Genomic DNA, 15,595 nt, shown 5'->3' on the forward strand with positions numbered 1-15,595 from the left:
ATCCGGGGTTCTCCCCCTGACAACTGTTCGGGCTAATAGAATCGGACACGCCGCCGTAGGCTGACCCTCGGGATTTGCTCCCACAGACCCTGCAGGCTGACGTGTCCGTGAATCGTAATTTACACAATTTTCAAGATATAAGACCTCCTCGCCCGTTAGCAATGACCTTTGCGTTAGCGGCATTGAGGGTCTGACCCCAAAAAAAAGTCTGCCTGGCCCGGGGATGTAGGCTGGCAGACTCAACAAGCAAATCGCTTGACTAAAAAACGGCGTGGCTGGTGGCGGCGCGCGGGCCGCGCAGGCTAGCTCAGCTGGAAGGTCAGCGGCACCAGTACATACACCGGCACCGGTTTGCCGTTTTCGATCATCGGCTTGAACAGGGCGCGCATGGCGGCCTGGCGGCCTGCTTCATCGAGGTTGCTGTAGCCGGTCGATTTCTGCACGACGATCTGCTCGGGCAGGCCTTTCTCATTGATCAGGATGCGCAGCACCACGGTGCCGCTTTCACCCAGGCGACGTGACATGTTGGGGTAGATCAGTTGCGGTGCCTTGACGTATTCGACGCTGCTGACGGTACGCGGCGTGGCTGGTGCAGGCGCCGGTGGCGACGGGGCCGGTGTCGATGGCGCTGCCGGCGCGCTGGTGGCTGGCGGCGCCGCTTCGGCGCGGCTCGGCTGCGGCGGCGTGATGGTCGGCTCGGTTGGCGCCACGGCAATCAGCGGCAGCGGCGGAATCAAGGCTTGCGGCGCCGGGGCGCTCAGTTCTACCGTCTTCGGAATCGATGGTGTCGGCGGCTTCGGCGGCGCCGGTGGTGCAACGATGCTGACAGTGGTGATGGTGGGCATGGCGGCAGTGACCACGCGGCTGAGCAAGCCACTCTGGATGGCATAGAAAGCGGCTACATGCAGCACGAGGATGAGCGTCAGCGGTACGAACTTGCTGCGCTTCTTCTCGAAGCCGGCAAATTGTTCCACAGCCTGCACCGTAATGGGCGGGGGCATCATCGTCATGGTATTCATCGCTTTCTTTTTTAATTGCTGAAGGCGGCGACCTCTGTGCGCGAGATCACCGTTTCACGCAAGGCTGCAGTGGCGCCCATGGTTGCATCGAGGTGGGTGCTCAGCACTTCCCGCGCACAGGTATGGCATTTGCCGCAGCAGGTGGCCACGCCCAGGTCACGGCGCAGTTCAGCCATGGTGGACAGGCCCAGGTCGACGGCTTGACGAATTTCACGATCAGATATGTTGTTGCAGACACATACAATCATTGATGCACCTTCTGGATAAAGTCACAGGAAACACAAGAAGAAAAACCGGTCTCATCTGATACTGTTGCCATCATTTTAATGAGAATCATTATCATTACGTTTCAATTGTCGCGCAAAGACGCGCACTTTGCAAGCGATTTGATGCGCCGTCTTGATCGCGGCGATGGCGTCGGCATGCTGGCTGCAAGCCGGTGGCAGGGTATGGCGGTCTGATCCAGGGCCATCCGTGGGGCTAAATAAAAACAATTCGCATTCGTGCTTATAATGCTGGTATTGTCTCGGACGGTCGGCGCCTGCCGCTCTTTTTCAGGCCCGGTTGTCGGCATTTCACAACACAGTCGTGGAATGCCTTACTACTTGAACGGATTTGCTCATGACTCTAGTTCCAAATTTGATGACGCTCGATGCGCTGGCGGTTGGCCAGAGCGGTACGGTGTTGCATATCACGCCCTTGCCGGCGGACCAGATGGAAGACGGCGTCGACCTTGCGCGCCGCTTGATGGAGCTGGGATTCGTGCCCGGCGAACGGATCCGCATGCTCAAGCGCGGCCTGCCCGGCGGCGATCCGCTCGCCATCCGCGTAGGCAATGCCACGTTCGCACTGCGCCGCTTTGAGGCGGCGCTGATCACGATTCAACCGCTGACCTGACCGGAACAACCATGGGTGCCGTAGAAAACATCACCGGTGCTGGCTTGCACAAGCCGACGCACCAGCCACAAATCGCCCTGCTGGGTAATCCGAACTGCGGCAAGACCGCCCTGTTCAACCGCTTGACCGGTTCGCGCCAGAAAGTGGCGAACTACGCCGGTGTCACCATCGAGCGCAAGGAAGGCCATTTCACCTCGCCGGCCGGTATACCGGTGCGCGTGCTCGACTTGCCGGGCGCCTACAGCCTGTCGCCCACCACCCCCGATGAAGCGATCACGCGCGACGTGGTTGGCGGCCTGCGCCCCGGCGACCCGCGGCCGGACGCCATCATCTGCGTGGTCGACGCCACCAATTTGCGCCTCAATCTGCGCCTGGTGCTGGAAGTCAAGCGCCTGGGCCTGCCGATGCTGCTGTCGCTGAACATGACCGACGTGGCCAGGAAGCGCGGCATGCTGATCGACACCGTCAAACTGTCGCAAGAACTGGGCATGCCCGTGGTCGAGACCATCGCCGTGCAGCACGACGGTGAAAAGGCGCTGCTGGCCGCCATCGACGCCATGCTGCCGCTGCCGCCGGCCGATCCGCAGCCCTTGTCAAATATCGACAGCGTGTCGGTGGAAGAGACTCAGCGCGAAGTGCGCCGCATCCTGGCCGCCGTCAGCAACGACGCCGCCGACAGTGGCAACCTGACCGAAAAAATCGACAACGTGGTGCTGCACCCCGTGTTCGGCCCGATCATCCTGGCCGTGCTGATGTTCCTGATCTTCCAGGCGGTGTTTACCTGGGCCGCCACGCCGATGGAAATGATTACCAGCGGCGTCGAGCATCTGGGCGCCTTGCTGACGGCGAACATGCCTGATGGCCACCTGAAAAGCCTGCTGGTCGAAGGCGTGATCGGCGGCGTCGGCAGCGTGCTGGTGTTCCTGCCGCAAATTCTGATCCTGTTCTTCTTTATCCTGAGCCTGGAAGATTGCGGCTACCTGCCGCGCGCGGCCTTCCTGCTCGACCGCCTGATGGGTGGCGTGGGCTTGTCCGGTCGCGCCTTTATTCCGCTGCTGTCGAGCTTTGCCTGCGCGATTCCCGGCGTGATGGCGGCGCGCACCATCCAGAATCCGCGCGACCGCCTGGTCACCATCATGATCGCGCCGTTGATGACATGCTCCGCGCGCCTGCCCGTGTATGCCTTGATCATCGCCGCCTTTATTCCCGAGCAACAGGTATGGGGCGTGCTCAGCCTGCAGGGCCTGGTGCTGTTTACGCTGTATTTTGCCGGCATTATCTCGGCCATGGCCGTGGCCTGGGTGATGAAGCGCAGCATGGGCAGCAAGGCGAAGCAGGCCTTGCTGCTGGAACTGCCCAGCTATCACTGGCCGCACCTGCGCAACCTGACCGTCAGCCTGTGGGAACGGGCCAAGATCTTCCTGACGCGCGTCGGTACCATCATCCTGACCCTGATGATTATCCTGTGGTTCCTCAGCACCTTCCCCGGCCCGCCGGACAACGCGATCCATCCGCCTATCTACTACAGCCTGGCCGGCATCCTTGGCCGCGGCCTGGAAGTGATCTTCGCGCCGATCGGCTTCAACTGGCAGATCTGCATTGCGCTGGTGCCGGGCATGGCCGCGCGTGAAGTGGCCGTCGGCGCCCTGGGCACCGTCTACGCGCTGTCGCAAAGCGGCGACGCGCTGGCCTCGACGCTGGAGCCGCTGATCGCCCATTCATGGTCGATGGCCACCGCCCTGTCGCTGCTGGCCTGGTATGTATTCGCGCCGCAATGCCTGTCGACCCTGTCGGTCGTCAAGCGCGAAACGGGCGGCTGGCGCTATCCGTTGCTGATGGCCGGCTATATGTTTGCGCTGGCCTACGGCGCCTCGTTCATCACTTACCGCGTTGCCCTGTTGCTGGGCGCCTGAGGAGACTTGTATGTGGCAAACCCTGATCGTCGCCCTGATCGTCGCCGCGGCGCTGCTGCACTTTTCGACCCGCTACCTGCCGGCCGGCGCCCGCCGCGCCATCGTGCGTGGCCTGGTGCGCTGCGGCCTGAATGAAGAAAAGATGGCCAGGTTCTTCAAGGTTGCGCCGGGCTGCGGCAGCGGCTGTGGTTCCTGTGGCTCCTGCGATACGCCTGCGCCACCAACGGATACGCCGGCCGGCAGTAGCGACAGCAAGAAGCGCGTGATCATGATGCAGGTGCAGCGTTAAACCTTGATCGATGCCAGCGCTGGCGCCACTATGGGCTCGATGCAGCGCAAGGAGGAGCACAAACGGCGATACTGTTGATATTCATGTTAGCGCTGGCCACCTGGCTCCTGAAAAACCCGCATTTGCGGGTTTTTTTATGCCTGCATGGGCGTGATTCAAGTCTGGACGCACTTCTTGAAATATAAGTAGTATCGTACTCTTATCTGAATAATTGAGTATTATACTAATCTTTTTTGGTGGTTTTTCTCATTGATATGCTAATCTTTGTACTCAATTTAAAAGAAATGAGTACTATCATGAGCAATATTCTGGACGAACTTCAAAACGCACGGACAGCTGCCGGTCTCACCCACCAGATGCTGGCACAACACGCGGGCGTAAGCCGAATGACGGTTCAGCGCACGGAGGCCCGCAAGATTGACCCGCGCCTTTCGACACTGCTGGTGCTTGCGCGCACGCTCGGCATGGACTTGATGCTGGTGCCGAAGTCGCTTCGGCCGGACCTGGAGGATTTTGTTCGGTCAGGCGGCCGCTTCCTCGGTCAACCATCGGGCATCGGTGCGCCGCCCTCGCTGGTTGACGAACTGCTGCAGCCTGCTGCACCGTCCAAAAAACCTGTGCCATCCAAAGGAAAGCAATGAGCACATCGATTCGCTACTTGCGAATGTTTCTGCACTCGCCTTCGGGGACCAGGAATCTTATAGGCTATCTGTCACAGTACGGTGACATCCTGCGGGTATCGTTCAACGACGATTATGTCAATCATGCCGGCAGGCAAACCTTGTCGTTAGCTTATGTGGGGGGTGGCGAGGCCGCCACGAAACAGATACTGACTGCACCGCGCGATATACGCCTGTCGCGTAGCGACGGCAAATGGCCCGCTTACTTTCAGAACTTGCTGCCGGAGGGCCATAATCGCGACCGGCTGGCCGCGCAACGTGGATGTAGCGCGGACGACGAGTTCGAGCTATTGGCTGCTGCCGGCCATGACTTGATGGGGGCGATTGAAGTTGAACCGGTTCCCACCGATGAGGCGATACCGGATGTGGTGCGCCACTGGCACACGGCACTGGGCCTGGACGTCCTCGAGCCGGGCTTCGTTGAATTCCCTGTCGAAGATGCGTCGGCGCTGCCAGGCGTCATCACCAAGTTTTCGGCGGTACTCGAAGGACGCCGTTATGTCGTCAAACGCCACGGCGCTGCCGGCTCGACCATCCTCAAGCTGCCCACGACGCGTCATCCCGACCTGGTGGCCAACGAGTTCATGGGCTTCCAGCTTTGCAAGGCGGTGGGCCTCGATTGTGCCCAGGCATCGGTGATTTCGCGCGCCGATGCGGAGCTGCCGGAAGCCGTTCCCTTTGAGGACATTCTCGCGGTGCAGCGGTTTGACCGCGGCCCGGCCGGCCAACGCATACACATGGAAGAATTCGCCCAGGTGCTGGGGTATGACCCGAAGCATAAATATGGCAAGGGGTTTGAGAAGGATTACTCGGACATGCTGCGCATCATCGACCAGTTGTCAGTACGGCCTGCACAGGACGTGCAGGAATTCGTCAACCGCTTCGTGACGTTCATCCTGATGGGCAATACCGATGCGCACCTGAAGAACTGGGCCTTTCGCTATCCGGATGGCATCCACCCGGAACTGGCGCCCTTGTATGACCCAGTATGCATCACGGCATTCTTCGAAGGAGTATCTGAACAAGATTATGCGATCAATCGGGCCATCGACAAGACGGTGCGTGCATTTACCTGGGATGACCTCGATGCGTTACTGGCAAAGGCAAGGGTGATGCGTCGTGGCCGTATCGTGCAGGTGGCGAAAAGCGTCGCCATCAAGGCCAGACAGACATGGCCGGAACTGCTCAAGCAGGCGCCCGACAGCATGTGGCGTGCAATTAACGAGCGCCTTTCAGGGGGCGTCGCATTGGCCTCGACGTCCTAGCCCACCAGCTTGTCCACCACCGGCACCAAAGCGGCCGGGCGGCAGCCAAACGCCGCCAGGCGGCCTTGCGCTTGCGGCGCCAGATCCAGGTCGTACGGCAGGCGGCCTGCCACCAGCCATAGCCTGTCGTGCGGCAGGGCGCCCACCAGGCGGCGCTGGCCTTCGACAAACAGGGCGTTATAGGTCTGCAGCACGATCTGCCGCGCGCCTTGCGCAAAGGCAATGGCGGCGTCCACTTCGCCGGTTTCGGCCTGGGCCGACAAGGCATATTCCTGCACGTCGAAACCGGCAGCCAGCAGCGCCGGCAGCATCGAGCTGCGCGCTTCCTGGTTGCGGCCCAGCGCCACTTCGTCGATCTCGCTGCGCGCCCGCACTTCCACCGTAATCAGGGTCACGGGCAAGCTGGCGTCGAGCGGGCGATAAGATCCCTGTACCTGCAGCGCCGCCTGCTGCACACGCCGCGCCAGCGCCATGGCGTCGGGCTGCATCAGCGAAGGCGGCACGACTGCGCGTTCACGCCAGTCCTGCACGGCATGTACGCGCTTGAGCGCCAGCACCCGTGCCAGCGCTTCATCGATGCGCGCCATCGAGATGGCGCCGCTTTCCACCGCCGCCACCACCGCCTCGATGGCGGCTTGCTGCTGCGCTTGGCGGTGCGAAATCAGCACGATGTCGGCGCCCGCCTGCAGGGTGGCGACGGCGCCGCCGCTGATGCCCACGCCATCGGCAATTGCCGCCATTTCCAGGCAGTCGGAAATCACCACGCCGTCGTATTTCATTTCGCCGCGCAGTAGATCGGTCAGCACGCTTTTCGACAGGGTGGCCGGCACGCTGGTATCAAGCTCGAAGGCCGGGAAGACCACGTGCGCCGTCATGATGGCGTCGACACCAGAGGCGATCGCGGCGCGGAACGGCGCCAGTTCCACCGCGTGCAGGCGCGCCTTGTCATGGGCTACCTTTGCCATCGCGTAATGCGTGTCGGTGGCCGTGTCGCCATGGCCGGGAAAATGCTTGGCGGTGACGGCCATGCCGGTCGACTGCTGGCCGCGCATGGCGGCCATGCCGTAGTCGATCACGGTGGCGGCGTCTTCGCCATAGGCGCGTACGCCGATCACCGGGTTGCTGCGGTTGTTGTTCACGTCGAGCACCGGCGCGAGCAGCATATTGATGCCGACCTGGCGCATTTCGTCGCCGCTGACCTGGTTCAGGCGCTCGCAATCATTGAGCGAGCCGGCCGCCTGGAAGGCCATCGCGGCCGGAATCGGCGTCACGCCCTGTTCGATGCGCATCACCATGCCGCCTTCCTGGTCGATCGAGATCAGGAGGGGAATATCGGATACTTCTGCATTGATGTCCTGCAGTTCGCGGCACAGCCTCGATACCTGTTCGGGCGTGTGCACATTGCGGCGAAACAGGATCACGCCGCCCACCCGGTGTTGCCGGATCAGCGTCTTGATATGGTCATTCGCTTCCAGGGCGTCAAAGCCCACCATGAACAGCTGTCCTGTTTTTTCGCGCAATCCCTGCTCCATTGCCATTTCTCCGCTTATCAATTGGTATTAATCGAGTGATTTGAACGACTCTGCCTGTGCCTTGGGCCAGTACAGGCCGAACACCGGTGGCAGCTTCGGCAACTGGTCCGGGTCCAGCAGCTGGCCTGGCTCCAGAAACGGCAGCAGGGCCGAGGCCAGGCGCACCTGGTTCGGCGAAATACGCCGCACCAGGTGGTGCGGGCGCAGTTCCTGCGGATGGTCCAGGCCGGCGGCGGCGATCAGCTCGGCCAGTGCCTTCAGGGTGTTCTGGTGGAAGTGGGCCACCCGTTCGATCTTGTCGGGCACCACCAGCGCGCGCTGGCGCTGCGGGTCCTGGGTGGCCACCCCGGTCGGGCAGCGGTCGGTATGGCAGCTTTGCGACTGGATGCAGCCCAGCGCAAACATGAAGCCGCGCGCCGAATTGCACCAGTCGGCGCCCAGCGCCAGCAGGCGCGCGATATCGAAGGCGGTGATGATCTTGCCCGAGCAGCCGATCTTGATCTTCTCGCGCAGGTTGGCGCCGACCAGGGTGTTATGCACCAGCACCAGCGCTTCCTGCAGCGGCGTGCCGACATGGTCGGTAAATTCCAGCGGCGCGGCACCGGTGCCGCCTTCGCTGCCGTCGACCACGATAAAGTCGGGTGTGATGCCGGTTGCCAGCATGGCTTTCACGATGCCGAAAAACTCCCACGGGTGGCCGATCGCCAGCTTGAAGCCGGTCGGCTTGCCGCCCGACAGATTGCGAAGGCGCTCGATAAAATGCAGCATCTCGATCGGCGTGGAAAAGGCGCTGTGGGCAGCTGGCGAGACGCAGTCTTCGCCCACCGCCACGCCGCGCGTGACGGCAATTTCAATCGTCACTTTCGGCCCTGGCAGCACGCCGCCGTGGCCGGGCTTGGCGCCCTGCGACATTTTCAGCTCGATCATCTTGACCTGTTCCGAGCTGGCGTTGGCGACAAAGCGCTCTTCCGAAAACGTGCCGTCCGGATTGCGGCAGCCGAAGTAGCCCGAGCCGATTTCCCATACCAGGTCGCCGCCATTGGCGCGGTGGTGAGGGCTGATGCTGCCTTCGCCCGTATCGTGCATGAAATTGCCTTTGCGCGCGCCGCCGTTCAGCGCCAGGATGGCGTTGGCCGACAATGCGCCAAAGCTCATGGCCGAGATATTGAACACGCTGGCCGAGTACGGCCGTGCGCGCGGACAATCGGGATGGTTGCCGATCTCGATGCGGAAGTCATGGCCGGTGACGGTGGCCGGCGCGATCGAATGGTTGATCCATTCATAGCCGGCTTGGTACACGTCAAGCTGGGTGCCGAACGGGCGCTTGTCGGTTTCCTGCTTGGCCCGCTGGTAGACGATGCTGCGCTGGTTGCGCGAAAACGGCGTCGCCTCGCTGTCGCTCTCGAGGAAATACTGGCGGATCTCGGGACGCACGCTTTCGAAGGTATAGCGGAAATGCGCGAGGATGGGGTAATTGCGGCGCAGCGCGTGCTTCGTTTGCAGCAGGTCGCTGATGCCCAGCAAGGTCAGCGCGCCGGCCAGCAATGGCAACCAGTAATGGTCGTAGTAAAACAGGGAGAGCACAAAGATGGCTGCCGTCGCAATCAGGGTCAGGTAGCGGATGGAAACAAGGGGCATGGACACTCCGGTAAGATCGTTCTAGCCGCAGAGTGTACCGGTGATTTGAAAAGGCCGTGGCGGTGCTTGCTGCCACGGCCGGCGTTGCACTTACTGCGCCGCGCGAATACGGGCCACGCGCTCTGCGCTGGCCGGATGGCTGGACAGATATGGTGTGCCGTGATCGAGCTTGCCCAGTGCCACGAACACCTGCGCCAGGTGTTCCAGCGCGATGCCGTTATGGCGCAGCATGGCGATTGCATAATCGTCTGCCTCGCGTTCGACGTCGCGCGAGTATTTCAGGTCCAGCAGCAGCGGCGGCAGGGTCGCCACCACTGTCGAGACGTCGCCGAACAGCAGCGCCGCGCCGGCGCCGACGGCCGAGGTCTGGATAATGCGGCGCGTCAGGTGGCGCCGCTGCAAGTGACCCAGTTCATGCGCCAGCACGCCCATGATGGCCTGGTCGTCGGGCATCAGTTCGACCATTTCGTCGGTCAGCACGATATCGCCCGAGGGCAGGGCAAAGGCGTTCGGGCCGATCTTGCTTTTGCGGAAAACGATATGGTGTTCAAGCCGGCTGCCGTCCGGCGTGCCCAGCCGGGCAAACTGCGCGCGCAAGCCGTCCTGGCGCGCTTGCGCCAGCTTGCTCGGCCTGAATACATGGCGGTCCAGCATGTCCAGCACGCCCTGGCCCAGCTGGCGCTCGACCGCTGGCGGCAGCGCATACGCCAGGCCCTTGGCCCCCAGCGGCAGCAGATACTGGTAGCACAGGAACAGCGCCAGCACGGTAGCGAGCAAGGCCAGCAGCGTGGCGCGCCAGCTTTGCTGCAGCCGAACCACCAGGCTGTCGCGGTGGCCGCTGGTGTGCAGCAGGTCGTTGAAGGCTGCCTGGTCGGCGATTTCCAGGTAGGCGCCGTCGGGAAAGCTGACCTTGCGCACGGCGTGGCTGGTGCGCTCGGAGACATGCAGCTGCGCCAGCGGGCAGCGCCGCTCGATATCGCCGGCCAGCACCGCCTGGTCCGCGTCCACGCTGAGCGTGACGTGGTACAGGCGCGAAGTCTGGCCGTCGAAGTAGCGCGCGGGGATGGGTGCGCTCATCGCCTCACATCGACAGGTCGAAGTCCAGCAGGTCGACCATGCCTTCGCCGGTGGCTGACACCTGTTCGCCGGTGGCGGCGACAAATTCGTCCAGGCTGCCGTGCGCCAGCAGCGAGGTCGCTTCCAGGTGGTATTTCATCCAGCGTACCTGGGCGAATGGCGTAAACAGGCCCAGCGTGATGACGATGCCCAGCAGGTTGGTCAGCATGATGAAGGTGGTGCGGCCCCAGGTCAGTTGCGACTGGAACTGATGCTGCTGCAGGCGCGTATGGTTCCAGATCAGGTTTTGGATCATGGTCAGGAACAGCGGCAGCACCAGGAACATCCACAGGTAGATGGCGCCGACGGCCAGCATCAGGTTGCCGAGCTTGCTTGGATCGCTGGCGTTGGTGGCAAACGAGGCGATCGTGCTGCCGATACCGAGCACTAACAGTACCACCAGGCCGCCGATGAAGATGGCGAAGTACAGCAGGTAGGTCTTGTAGAAACTGCCGACGCTGGCGTCGAAGCTGAAGTGGGTATTGCCAAAGCGGCTTTCCGTGTGCTGGAAGCGCTTCATGCGCTGGTGCAGGAACGGCGTCAGCAGGCCCAGGGTGAAGACGTTCAGGATCGGCAGCAGCAGGAAGTACAGATATGCCTGTTTGGCGCTGCCGCCAAAACCGAAGCGGATGCCGCGATAACTGGTGTTGTACAGCTTGAACTGCAGGCTTTTCCAGACCAGCCAGGGCAGGATGGCGGCCATCAGCGCGAACATGATCAGGCCGATGATGGGCGAGATTTTGAGGGCGATGTTGTAGACGGCGATCAGCACCACGGCGGCGATACGGCCCTTGAGAATGGCAATCGCATTGCCATGGTATTCGAAGCTGCTGCCCGCCAGGTGGGTGCTCGAATAGAAGTAGCGGTTGCGGCGCACCTTGGCCCAGGCCGAATAAATGCCCAGGGTGACGATGCTCAGCAGCAGGTTGACGATCCAGATGCGAAAGTATTCGCTGCCGGTGGCGCTGAAGGTTATCGCTTCACGCTTGATGTTTGCTGGTTGGTTGTCGATATCCACGCGGATGGTCCTTGCAATTAAAGAATAAGCAAGATGATGGATCTGCAAGATGTTGTCAATTGAAATATTGATCGTGCGCAATCTTTTTTGCTTCTACCCGCGTGCGCGGCCCACCCGGGCGCGCACGTTATACTGGCAGTCACTTTATCGCTGACGGGAATACCATGATCGTTGTCCACCATCTCAATAATTCGCGCTCGCAGCGCGTGCTGTGGCTGCTTGAGGAACTGGGGCTGGAATATGAAGTCAAGCGCTACCAGCGCGACCCGAAGACCATGCTGGCGCCGGCCGCCCTGAAGACCGTGCACCCGCTCGGCAAGTCGCCCGTGCTCACCGACGGCGCCAACACCGTCGCCGAATCGGGCGCCATCATTGAATACCTGGTCGAGCGCTACGGCAATGGCCGCCTGGTGCCGGCTGCCGGTTCGCCGGAAAAGCTGCGCTACACCTACTGGCTGCACTTTGCGGAAGGCTCGGCCATGTCGCCGCTGCTGATGAAGCTGGTGTTCGACAAGGTCGAATCAAGTCCGATGCCCTTCTTTGCCAAACCGATCGCGCGCGGCATTGCACAAAAAGTGAAAACCACCTTCGTGCAGCCCAATATCGACAGCCAGCTGGCGTATATGGAAGCGGAACTGGAGAAGAACAAATGGTTTGCCGGCAATGAGTTTTCCGCCGCCGACATCCAGATGAGCTTTCCGCTGGAAGCGGCCGCTTCGCGCGCAGGCCTGGACGCGCGCCTGCCGAAACTGACGGCGTTTTTGCAGCGCATTCATGCACGGCCGGCGTATCAACGGGCCCTGGAGCGCGGTGGACCGTACGACTACGCCAAGTAATCGCTGCCCCCGGGCCACGCTACGGTAAAATGATCGATTCAACCCGCATCAACCTACCGCATGGCCCGACTCCTCGCTATCGACGGCTTGAATATCGTACGCCGCGTCTACGAAGCCAGCCCTGAACCCGATTCCGACCTGAAGGCGGAGATCGCGCTGCGCCATGCGCTGTCGTCGTTCCGCACCCTGATCAACGACCACGAGCCGACGCATATCCTGCCGGCTTTCGACTATGGCGGCCCGACCTGGCGCCACGCCCTGTATGCGGGTTACCGCGAAGGGCGCCAGCCGATGCCGCAAGTGCTGCGTGATGCCTTGCCCGGCTTTTACGCCACCCTGGCCAGCTTCGGCCTGCACGTGGTCAGTATTCCTGAAGTGGAAGCGGACGATGTGATCGGCACGGCCGTCATGCGCTGGCTCAATGAAGGCCGTGGCGCGGCCGTGATCGCCACCACCGACAAGGACTTGCACGGCCTGATCGCGCATGGCGCTCTGGTGTGGGACCACTTCAAGTGCGCCTGGCACGACCATGCCTGGGTCGAAAAGAAATTCGGCGTGCCGCCCGAACTGCTGCCCGACCTGCTGGCGCTGATGGGCGATGTCACCGATTCGATTCCGGGCGTGTCGAAAATCGGCCTGAAAACCGGTGCCAGACTGTTGCGCGCCTACGGCAATATCGACGCCGTGATGGCCGGCGCCGGCATATTGCCCGGGGCGCTCGGCGAAAGCCTGCGGAAAGAGCGCGAAATACTGTATCTTTCAAGAAAGCTCGTCGAACTCAAGACGGATGTGAAACTGGGCGTGACGTGGAATATGCTGGCATGGGAGAAGTAATCGCAGGCCAGGCAACAATCAAGCAAGGGAAGTTATCATGATGTTAAAGGCAGTCCTGATCGACAGCAGCGCCGTGGCGCGCGGCCTGCTCAACACGGTCCTGACCGATGGCGGCTACGATGTATGCGGCCAGGGCCATACCAGCGCGCTGGGCCTGGCGCTGCTGGTCAAGCACCGCCCGCATTTCGTCTGCATCGCACGCGAACAAGTGGAAGACGGCAGCGACGTGGTGCAGACCATCCGCGAGCAGTTTCCGAAAACGCTGATCTTCATGGTCTCGGGCGGCATCGACGCCGCCTCGCTGCAAAAAGCCCATGCAATGGGCGTGTCCGGCTTTATCGTCAAGCCCTTCATGGCCGACACGGTGCTGAAAACCGTGCGCAATACGGTGATTGCCATGGTGCGCAAGCAGCAGGCCCTGGCCGCTGCTGCGCAGGCGTCAAGCACTTAATGAGTCAGGTAATACAGCGCCTGGCCAAACGAATGACCGATCTGTAGCAGGAAATACGCGGTGGCGCCCAGCAGCAAGCTGGCCTGCATGAATACCGGCAGCGTGCTCCATGCGGTGGTGAGGCGGGCTATCATGCGCATCGGCGTATCCTTTCAAACGTTGATCAAGGCAGTCCCGTGGCGCCGGCAATAATCCCGCCGCCCAGGCAGACATCGCCATCATACAGCACCGCCGACTGCCCTGGCGTGACCGCCCATTGGGCCTGGTCGAAGGCCAGGCCGAACAGTTCATTGCCGTCAGGCAGCAGCTGGCAGGCCACATCGGCCTGGCGGTAGCGGGTTTTTGCCGACAAGGCGCCTGCCTGCGGCGCGCTGCCGGCGATCCAGCTGGCCTGGTCGGCGTGCAAGGCCGGCGACAGCAGCCACGGGTGATCATGGCCCTGCACCACGTACAGGGTATTGTTGGCGATATCCTTGCGCGCCACATACCAGGCGTCGCTGCTGCCGTCGGCGTTCTGGTACGACTTCACGCCGCCGATGCCGATGCCCTTGCGCTGGCCCAGGGTATAAAAGCTCAGGCCCACGTGTTCGCCCACGGTCTTGCCGTCGGCCGTTTTCATCGGGCCCGGCTTGTATGACAGGTAGCGGTTCAAAAATTCGCGGAACGGGCGTTCGCCGATAAAGCAGATGCCGGTCGAATCTTTTTTCTGCGCGTTTGGCAGCGCCAGTTTTTCGGCGATCTTGCGCACTTCCGTCTTCGGGATTTCACCGAGCGGGAACAGGGTCCTGGACAACTGCGCCTGGTTCAAGCGGTGCAGGAAATAACTCTGATCCTTGCTGGCGTCGACGGCTTTGAGCAGCTCGTAGCGGCCGGCATCAAGCGGCGCCTGGCGCACGCGCGCATAGTGGCCGGTGGCGATCAGGTCGGCACCGAGCGTCATCGCATGGTCAAGAAAGGCCTTGAACTTGATTTCGGCGTTGCACAGCACGTCCGGGTTCGGCGTGCGGCCGGCCTGGTATTCGCGCAGGAAGTCGGCAAACACGCGGTCCTTGTATTCGGCGGCAAAATTGACGGCCTCGATATCGACCCCGATCACGTCGGCCACGCTGGCCGCGTCGATCCAGTCCTGGCGCGTCGAGCAGTATTCCGAATCGTCGTCGTCTTCCCAGTTTTTCATGAACAGGCCGATCACTTCATAGCCTTGTTCCTTCAGCATCCATGCGGCGACCGAGGAATCGACCCCGCCGGACATGCCGATTACGACTTTCTTCTTGCTCATCTTGCTTTCCAATGTACTTGAATAATCGCTATGCGCTGTTGAATACAGACGCATGCGTGTGCAGCAGTGCCAGCGGCGCGCGCCGGCCTTCCAGGTATTCGTCGACGCATTGCAACACCAGCGGGCTGCGGTGGCGGTCCTGGCAGGCCGCCAGTTCGTCGCGCGTCAGCCACATGGTGCGCAGAATGCCTTCGTCGAGCGGGCGGTCATGCTCGGCGCCGGCGGTGCCACAAAAGGTGAAGCGCAAATACGTGACATCTTCGCCCGTGCGCACCGAGCGGTAGCGCGACATGTACATGCCGACCAGGCCGGTGGGGATGAAATCATAGGCCGCTTCTTCCAGCGTTTCGCGGATCACCGCCTGCTCCAGCGACTCGAAAGGGTCGAGGTGGCCGGCTGGTTGATTGATCTTGATGCCCTCGCTGGTCTCTTCTTCAATCAGTAAAAAGAGGCCTTCGCGCTCGACGATGGCGGCAACGGTGACAGAGGGTTTCCAGATTCTCGGCATGATCCATCCTTGAAAGAGCCGACATTTTATCTTGTTCTGCGCACACGGTTTGAACCCGGCCAGCTTTGTGCGGACATATTGATAAAAGACAACGTTTTTGCAAATAACAGGGGGAGGCACTGACATCGTGCCGGGGGTGCGCACTAGCATGGGCGAAGTTGACGGCAAGACAGCCGGTGCGCCCGTCAATATAGGCGCTCTGCGTGGTCAAAACAAGCGCGCACGCACGCATTGATGTGGCGAAATTGTCACAAGCTCTCGCGGCAGGCCGGGCTGCACGGCAGGCGGCGGCGCTGCAGAAATGCGTGTCGCACCCCTAT

17 protein-coding genes are annotated in these 15,595 nt (G+C 61.7%); 8 read left to right on the forward strand and 9 right to left on the reverse strand.

Translation table 11 applies throughout. From position 1 onward, the window contains the following. Positions 1-302: 302 nt before the first annotated feature. The gene (locus ACQ4WM_RS21540) at positions 303-1,010 is read right to left on the reverse strand and encodes an energy transducer TonB (protein ID WP_436548699.1); all 708 of its coding nucleotides are present in this window, start codon (positions 1,008-1,010) and stop codon (positions 303-305) included. A 20-nt stretch (positions 1,011-1,030) separates the two neighbouring features. Then, positions 1,031-1,267 carry a (2Fe-2S)-binding protein gene (locus tag ACQ4WM_RS21545; protein WP_436548700.1) on the reverse strand — a complete coding sequence of 79 codons (237 nt, stop codon included), beginning with the start codon at positions 1,265-1,267 and terminating at the stop codon, positions 1,031-1,033. Between the two features lie 373 nt (positions 1,268-1,640). Between ACQ4WM_RS21545 and ACQ4WM_RS21550 the strand changes: the two genes are divergently transcribed. The 5 genes from ACQ4WM_RS21550 to ACQ4WM_RS21570 all read left to right on the forward strand — a co-directional run bounded on the left by ACQ4WM_RS21550 (position 1,641) and on the right by ACQ4WM_RS21570 (position 6,063). Then, positions 1,641-1,916, forward strand: coding sequence for a FeoA family protein (locus ACQ4WM_RS21550; protein WP_065307047.1), 276 nt, complete (start codon positions 1,641-1,643; stop codon positions 1,914-1,916). 11 nt (positions 1,917-1,927) lie between these two features. Beyond that, the gene (gene feoB, locus ACQ4WM_RS21555) at positions 1,928-3,829 is read left to right on the forward strand and encodes a ferrous iron transporter B (protein ID WP_436548701.1); all 1,902 of its coding nucleotides are present in this window, start codon (positions 1,928-1,930) and stop codon (positions 3,827-3,829) included. A gap of 10 nt (positions 3,830-3,839) precedes the next feature. Continuing rightward, positions 3,840-4,118: a DUF6587 family protein gene (locus tag ACQ4WM_RS21560; RefSeq protein ID WP_436548702.1), complete on the forward strand. Its 279-nt coding sequence runs from the start codon at positions 3,840-3,842 to the stop codon at positions 4,116-4,118. A 296-nt stretch (positions 4,119-4,414) separates the two neighbouring features. Continuing rightward, positions 4,415-4,759, forward strand: a complete 345-nt coding sequence (locus tag ACQ4WM_RS21565; RefSeq protein ID WP_436548703.1) for a helix-turn-helix domain-containing protein — start codon at positions 4,415-4,417, stop codon at positions 4,757-4,759. Continuing rightward, complete coding sequence (locus tag ACQ4WM_RS21570) at positions 4,756-6,063, forward strand: type II toxin-antitoxin system HipA family toxin (RefSeq protein WP_436548704.1); 1,308 nt, start codon at positions 4,756-4,758, stop codon at positions 6,061-6,063. Before ACQ4WM_RS21565 ends, ACQ4WM_RS21570 begins: the two co-directional genes overlap by 4 nt. Here ACQ4WM_RS21570 and nagZ read toward each other — a convergent pair. The 4 genes from nagZ to ACQ4WM_RS21590 all read right to left on the reverse strand — a co-directional run bounded on the left by nagZ (position 6,060) and on the right by ACQ4WM_RS21590 (position 11,367). Further along, positions 6,060-7,595 (reverse strand): beta-N-acetylhexosaminidase, encoded by a 1,536-nt coding sequence (gene nagZ, locus ACQ4WM_RS21575; protein WP_436548705.1) that lies wholly within the window; start codon positions 7,593-7,595, stop codon positions 6,060-6,062. The two genes, ACQ4WM_RS21570 and nagZ, sit on opposite strands and share 4 nt — an antisense overlap. 27 nt (positions 7,596-7,622) lie before the next feature. Next, positions 7,623-9,233, reverse strand: coding sequence for an FMN-binding glutamate synthase family protein (locus ACQ4WM_RS21580; RefSeq protein WP_436548706.1), 1,611 nt, complete (start codon positions 9,231-9,233; stop codon positions 7,623-7,625). 90 nt (positions 9,234-9,323) lie between these two features. Then, entirely contained in the window at positions 9,324-10,310 is a 987-nt protein-coding gene (locus tag ACQ4WM_RS21585) for a M48 family metallopeptidase (protein WP_436548707.1), read from the reverse strand. A 4-nt stretch (positions 10,311-10,314) separates the two neighbouring features. After that, positions 10,315-11,367, reverse strand: coding sequence for a YjgN family protein (locus ACQ4WM_RS21590; RefSeq protein ID WP_436548708.1), 1,053 nt, complete (start codon positions 11,365-11,367; stop codon positions 10,315-10,317). A 164-nt stretch (positions 11,368-11,531) separates the two neighbouring features. Between ACQ4WM_RS21590 and ACQ4WM_RS21595 the strand changes: the two genes are divergently transcribed. The 3 genes from ACQ4WM_RS21595 to ACQ4WM_RS21605 are packed head-to-tail and all read left to right on the forward strand — an operon-like array spanning position 11,532 to position 13,488. Further along, positions 11,532-12,203: a glutathione S-transferase gene (locus tag ACQ4WM_RS21595; RefSeq protein ID WP_436548709.1), complete on the forward strand. Its 672-nt coding sequence runs from the start codon at positions 11,532-11,534 to the stop codon at positions 12,201-12,203. Between the two features lie 60 nt (positions 12,204-12,263). Continuing rightward, positions 12,264-13,037, forward strand: a complete 774-nt coding sequence (locus tag ACQ4WM_RS21600) for a 5'-3' exonuclease (protein ID WP_436548710.1) — start codon at positions 12,264-12,266, stop codon at positions 13,035-13,037. A 40-nt stretch (positions 13,038-13,077) separates the two neighbouring features. Continuing rightward, entirely contained in the window at positions 13,078-13,488 is a 411-nt protein-coding gene (locus tag ACQ4WM_RS21605; RefSeq protein WP_436548830.1) for a response regulator, read from the forward strand. Here ACQ4WM_RS21605 and ACQ4WM_RS21610 read toward each other — a convergent pair. Genes ACQ4WM_RS21610 through ACQ4WM_RS21620 form a run of 3 tightly spaced genes read right to left on the reverse strand, consistent with a single transcriptional unit; the run spans position 13,485 to position 15,275 of the window. After that, the gene (locus ACQ4WM_RS21610) at positions 13,485-13,628 is read right to left on the reverse strand and encodes a hypothetical protein (RefSeq protein ID WP_436548711.1); all 144 of its coding nucleotides are present in this window, start codon (positions 13,626-13,628) and stop codon (positions 13,485-13,487) included. The genes ACQ4WM_RS21605 and ACQ4WM_RS21610 overlap by 4 nt on opposite strands. Before the next feature lie 23 nt (positions 13,629-13,651). Continuing rightward, positions 13,652-14,767: a tRNA 2-thiouridine(34) synthase MnmA gene (gene mnmA, locus ACQ4WM_RS21615; protein WP_436548712.1), complete on the reverse strand. Its 1,116-nt coding sequence runs from the start codon at positions 14,765-14,767 to the stop codon at positions 13,652-13,654. Between the two features lie 28 nt (positions 14,768-14,795). Further along, positions 14,796-15,275: an NUDIX hydrolase gene (locus tag ACQ4WM_RS21620; protein ID WP_436548713.1), complete on the reverse strand. Its 480-nt coding sequence runs from the start codon at positions 15,273-15,275 to the stop codon at positions 14,796-14,798. Positions 15,276-15,595 lie beyond the last annotated feature (320 nt).

The sequence above is a fragment of the Janthinobacterium longum genome, from assembly GCF_051380735.1.
Classification (GTDB): Bacteria; Pseudomonadota; Gammaproteobacteria; order Burkholderiales; family Burkholderiaceae_D; genus Janthinobacterium.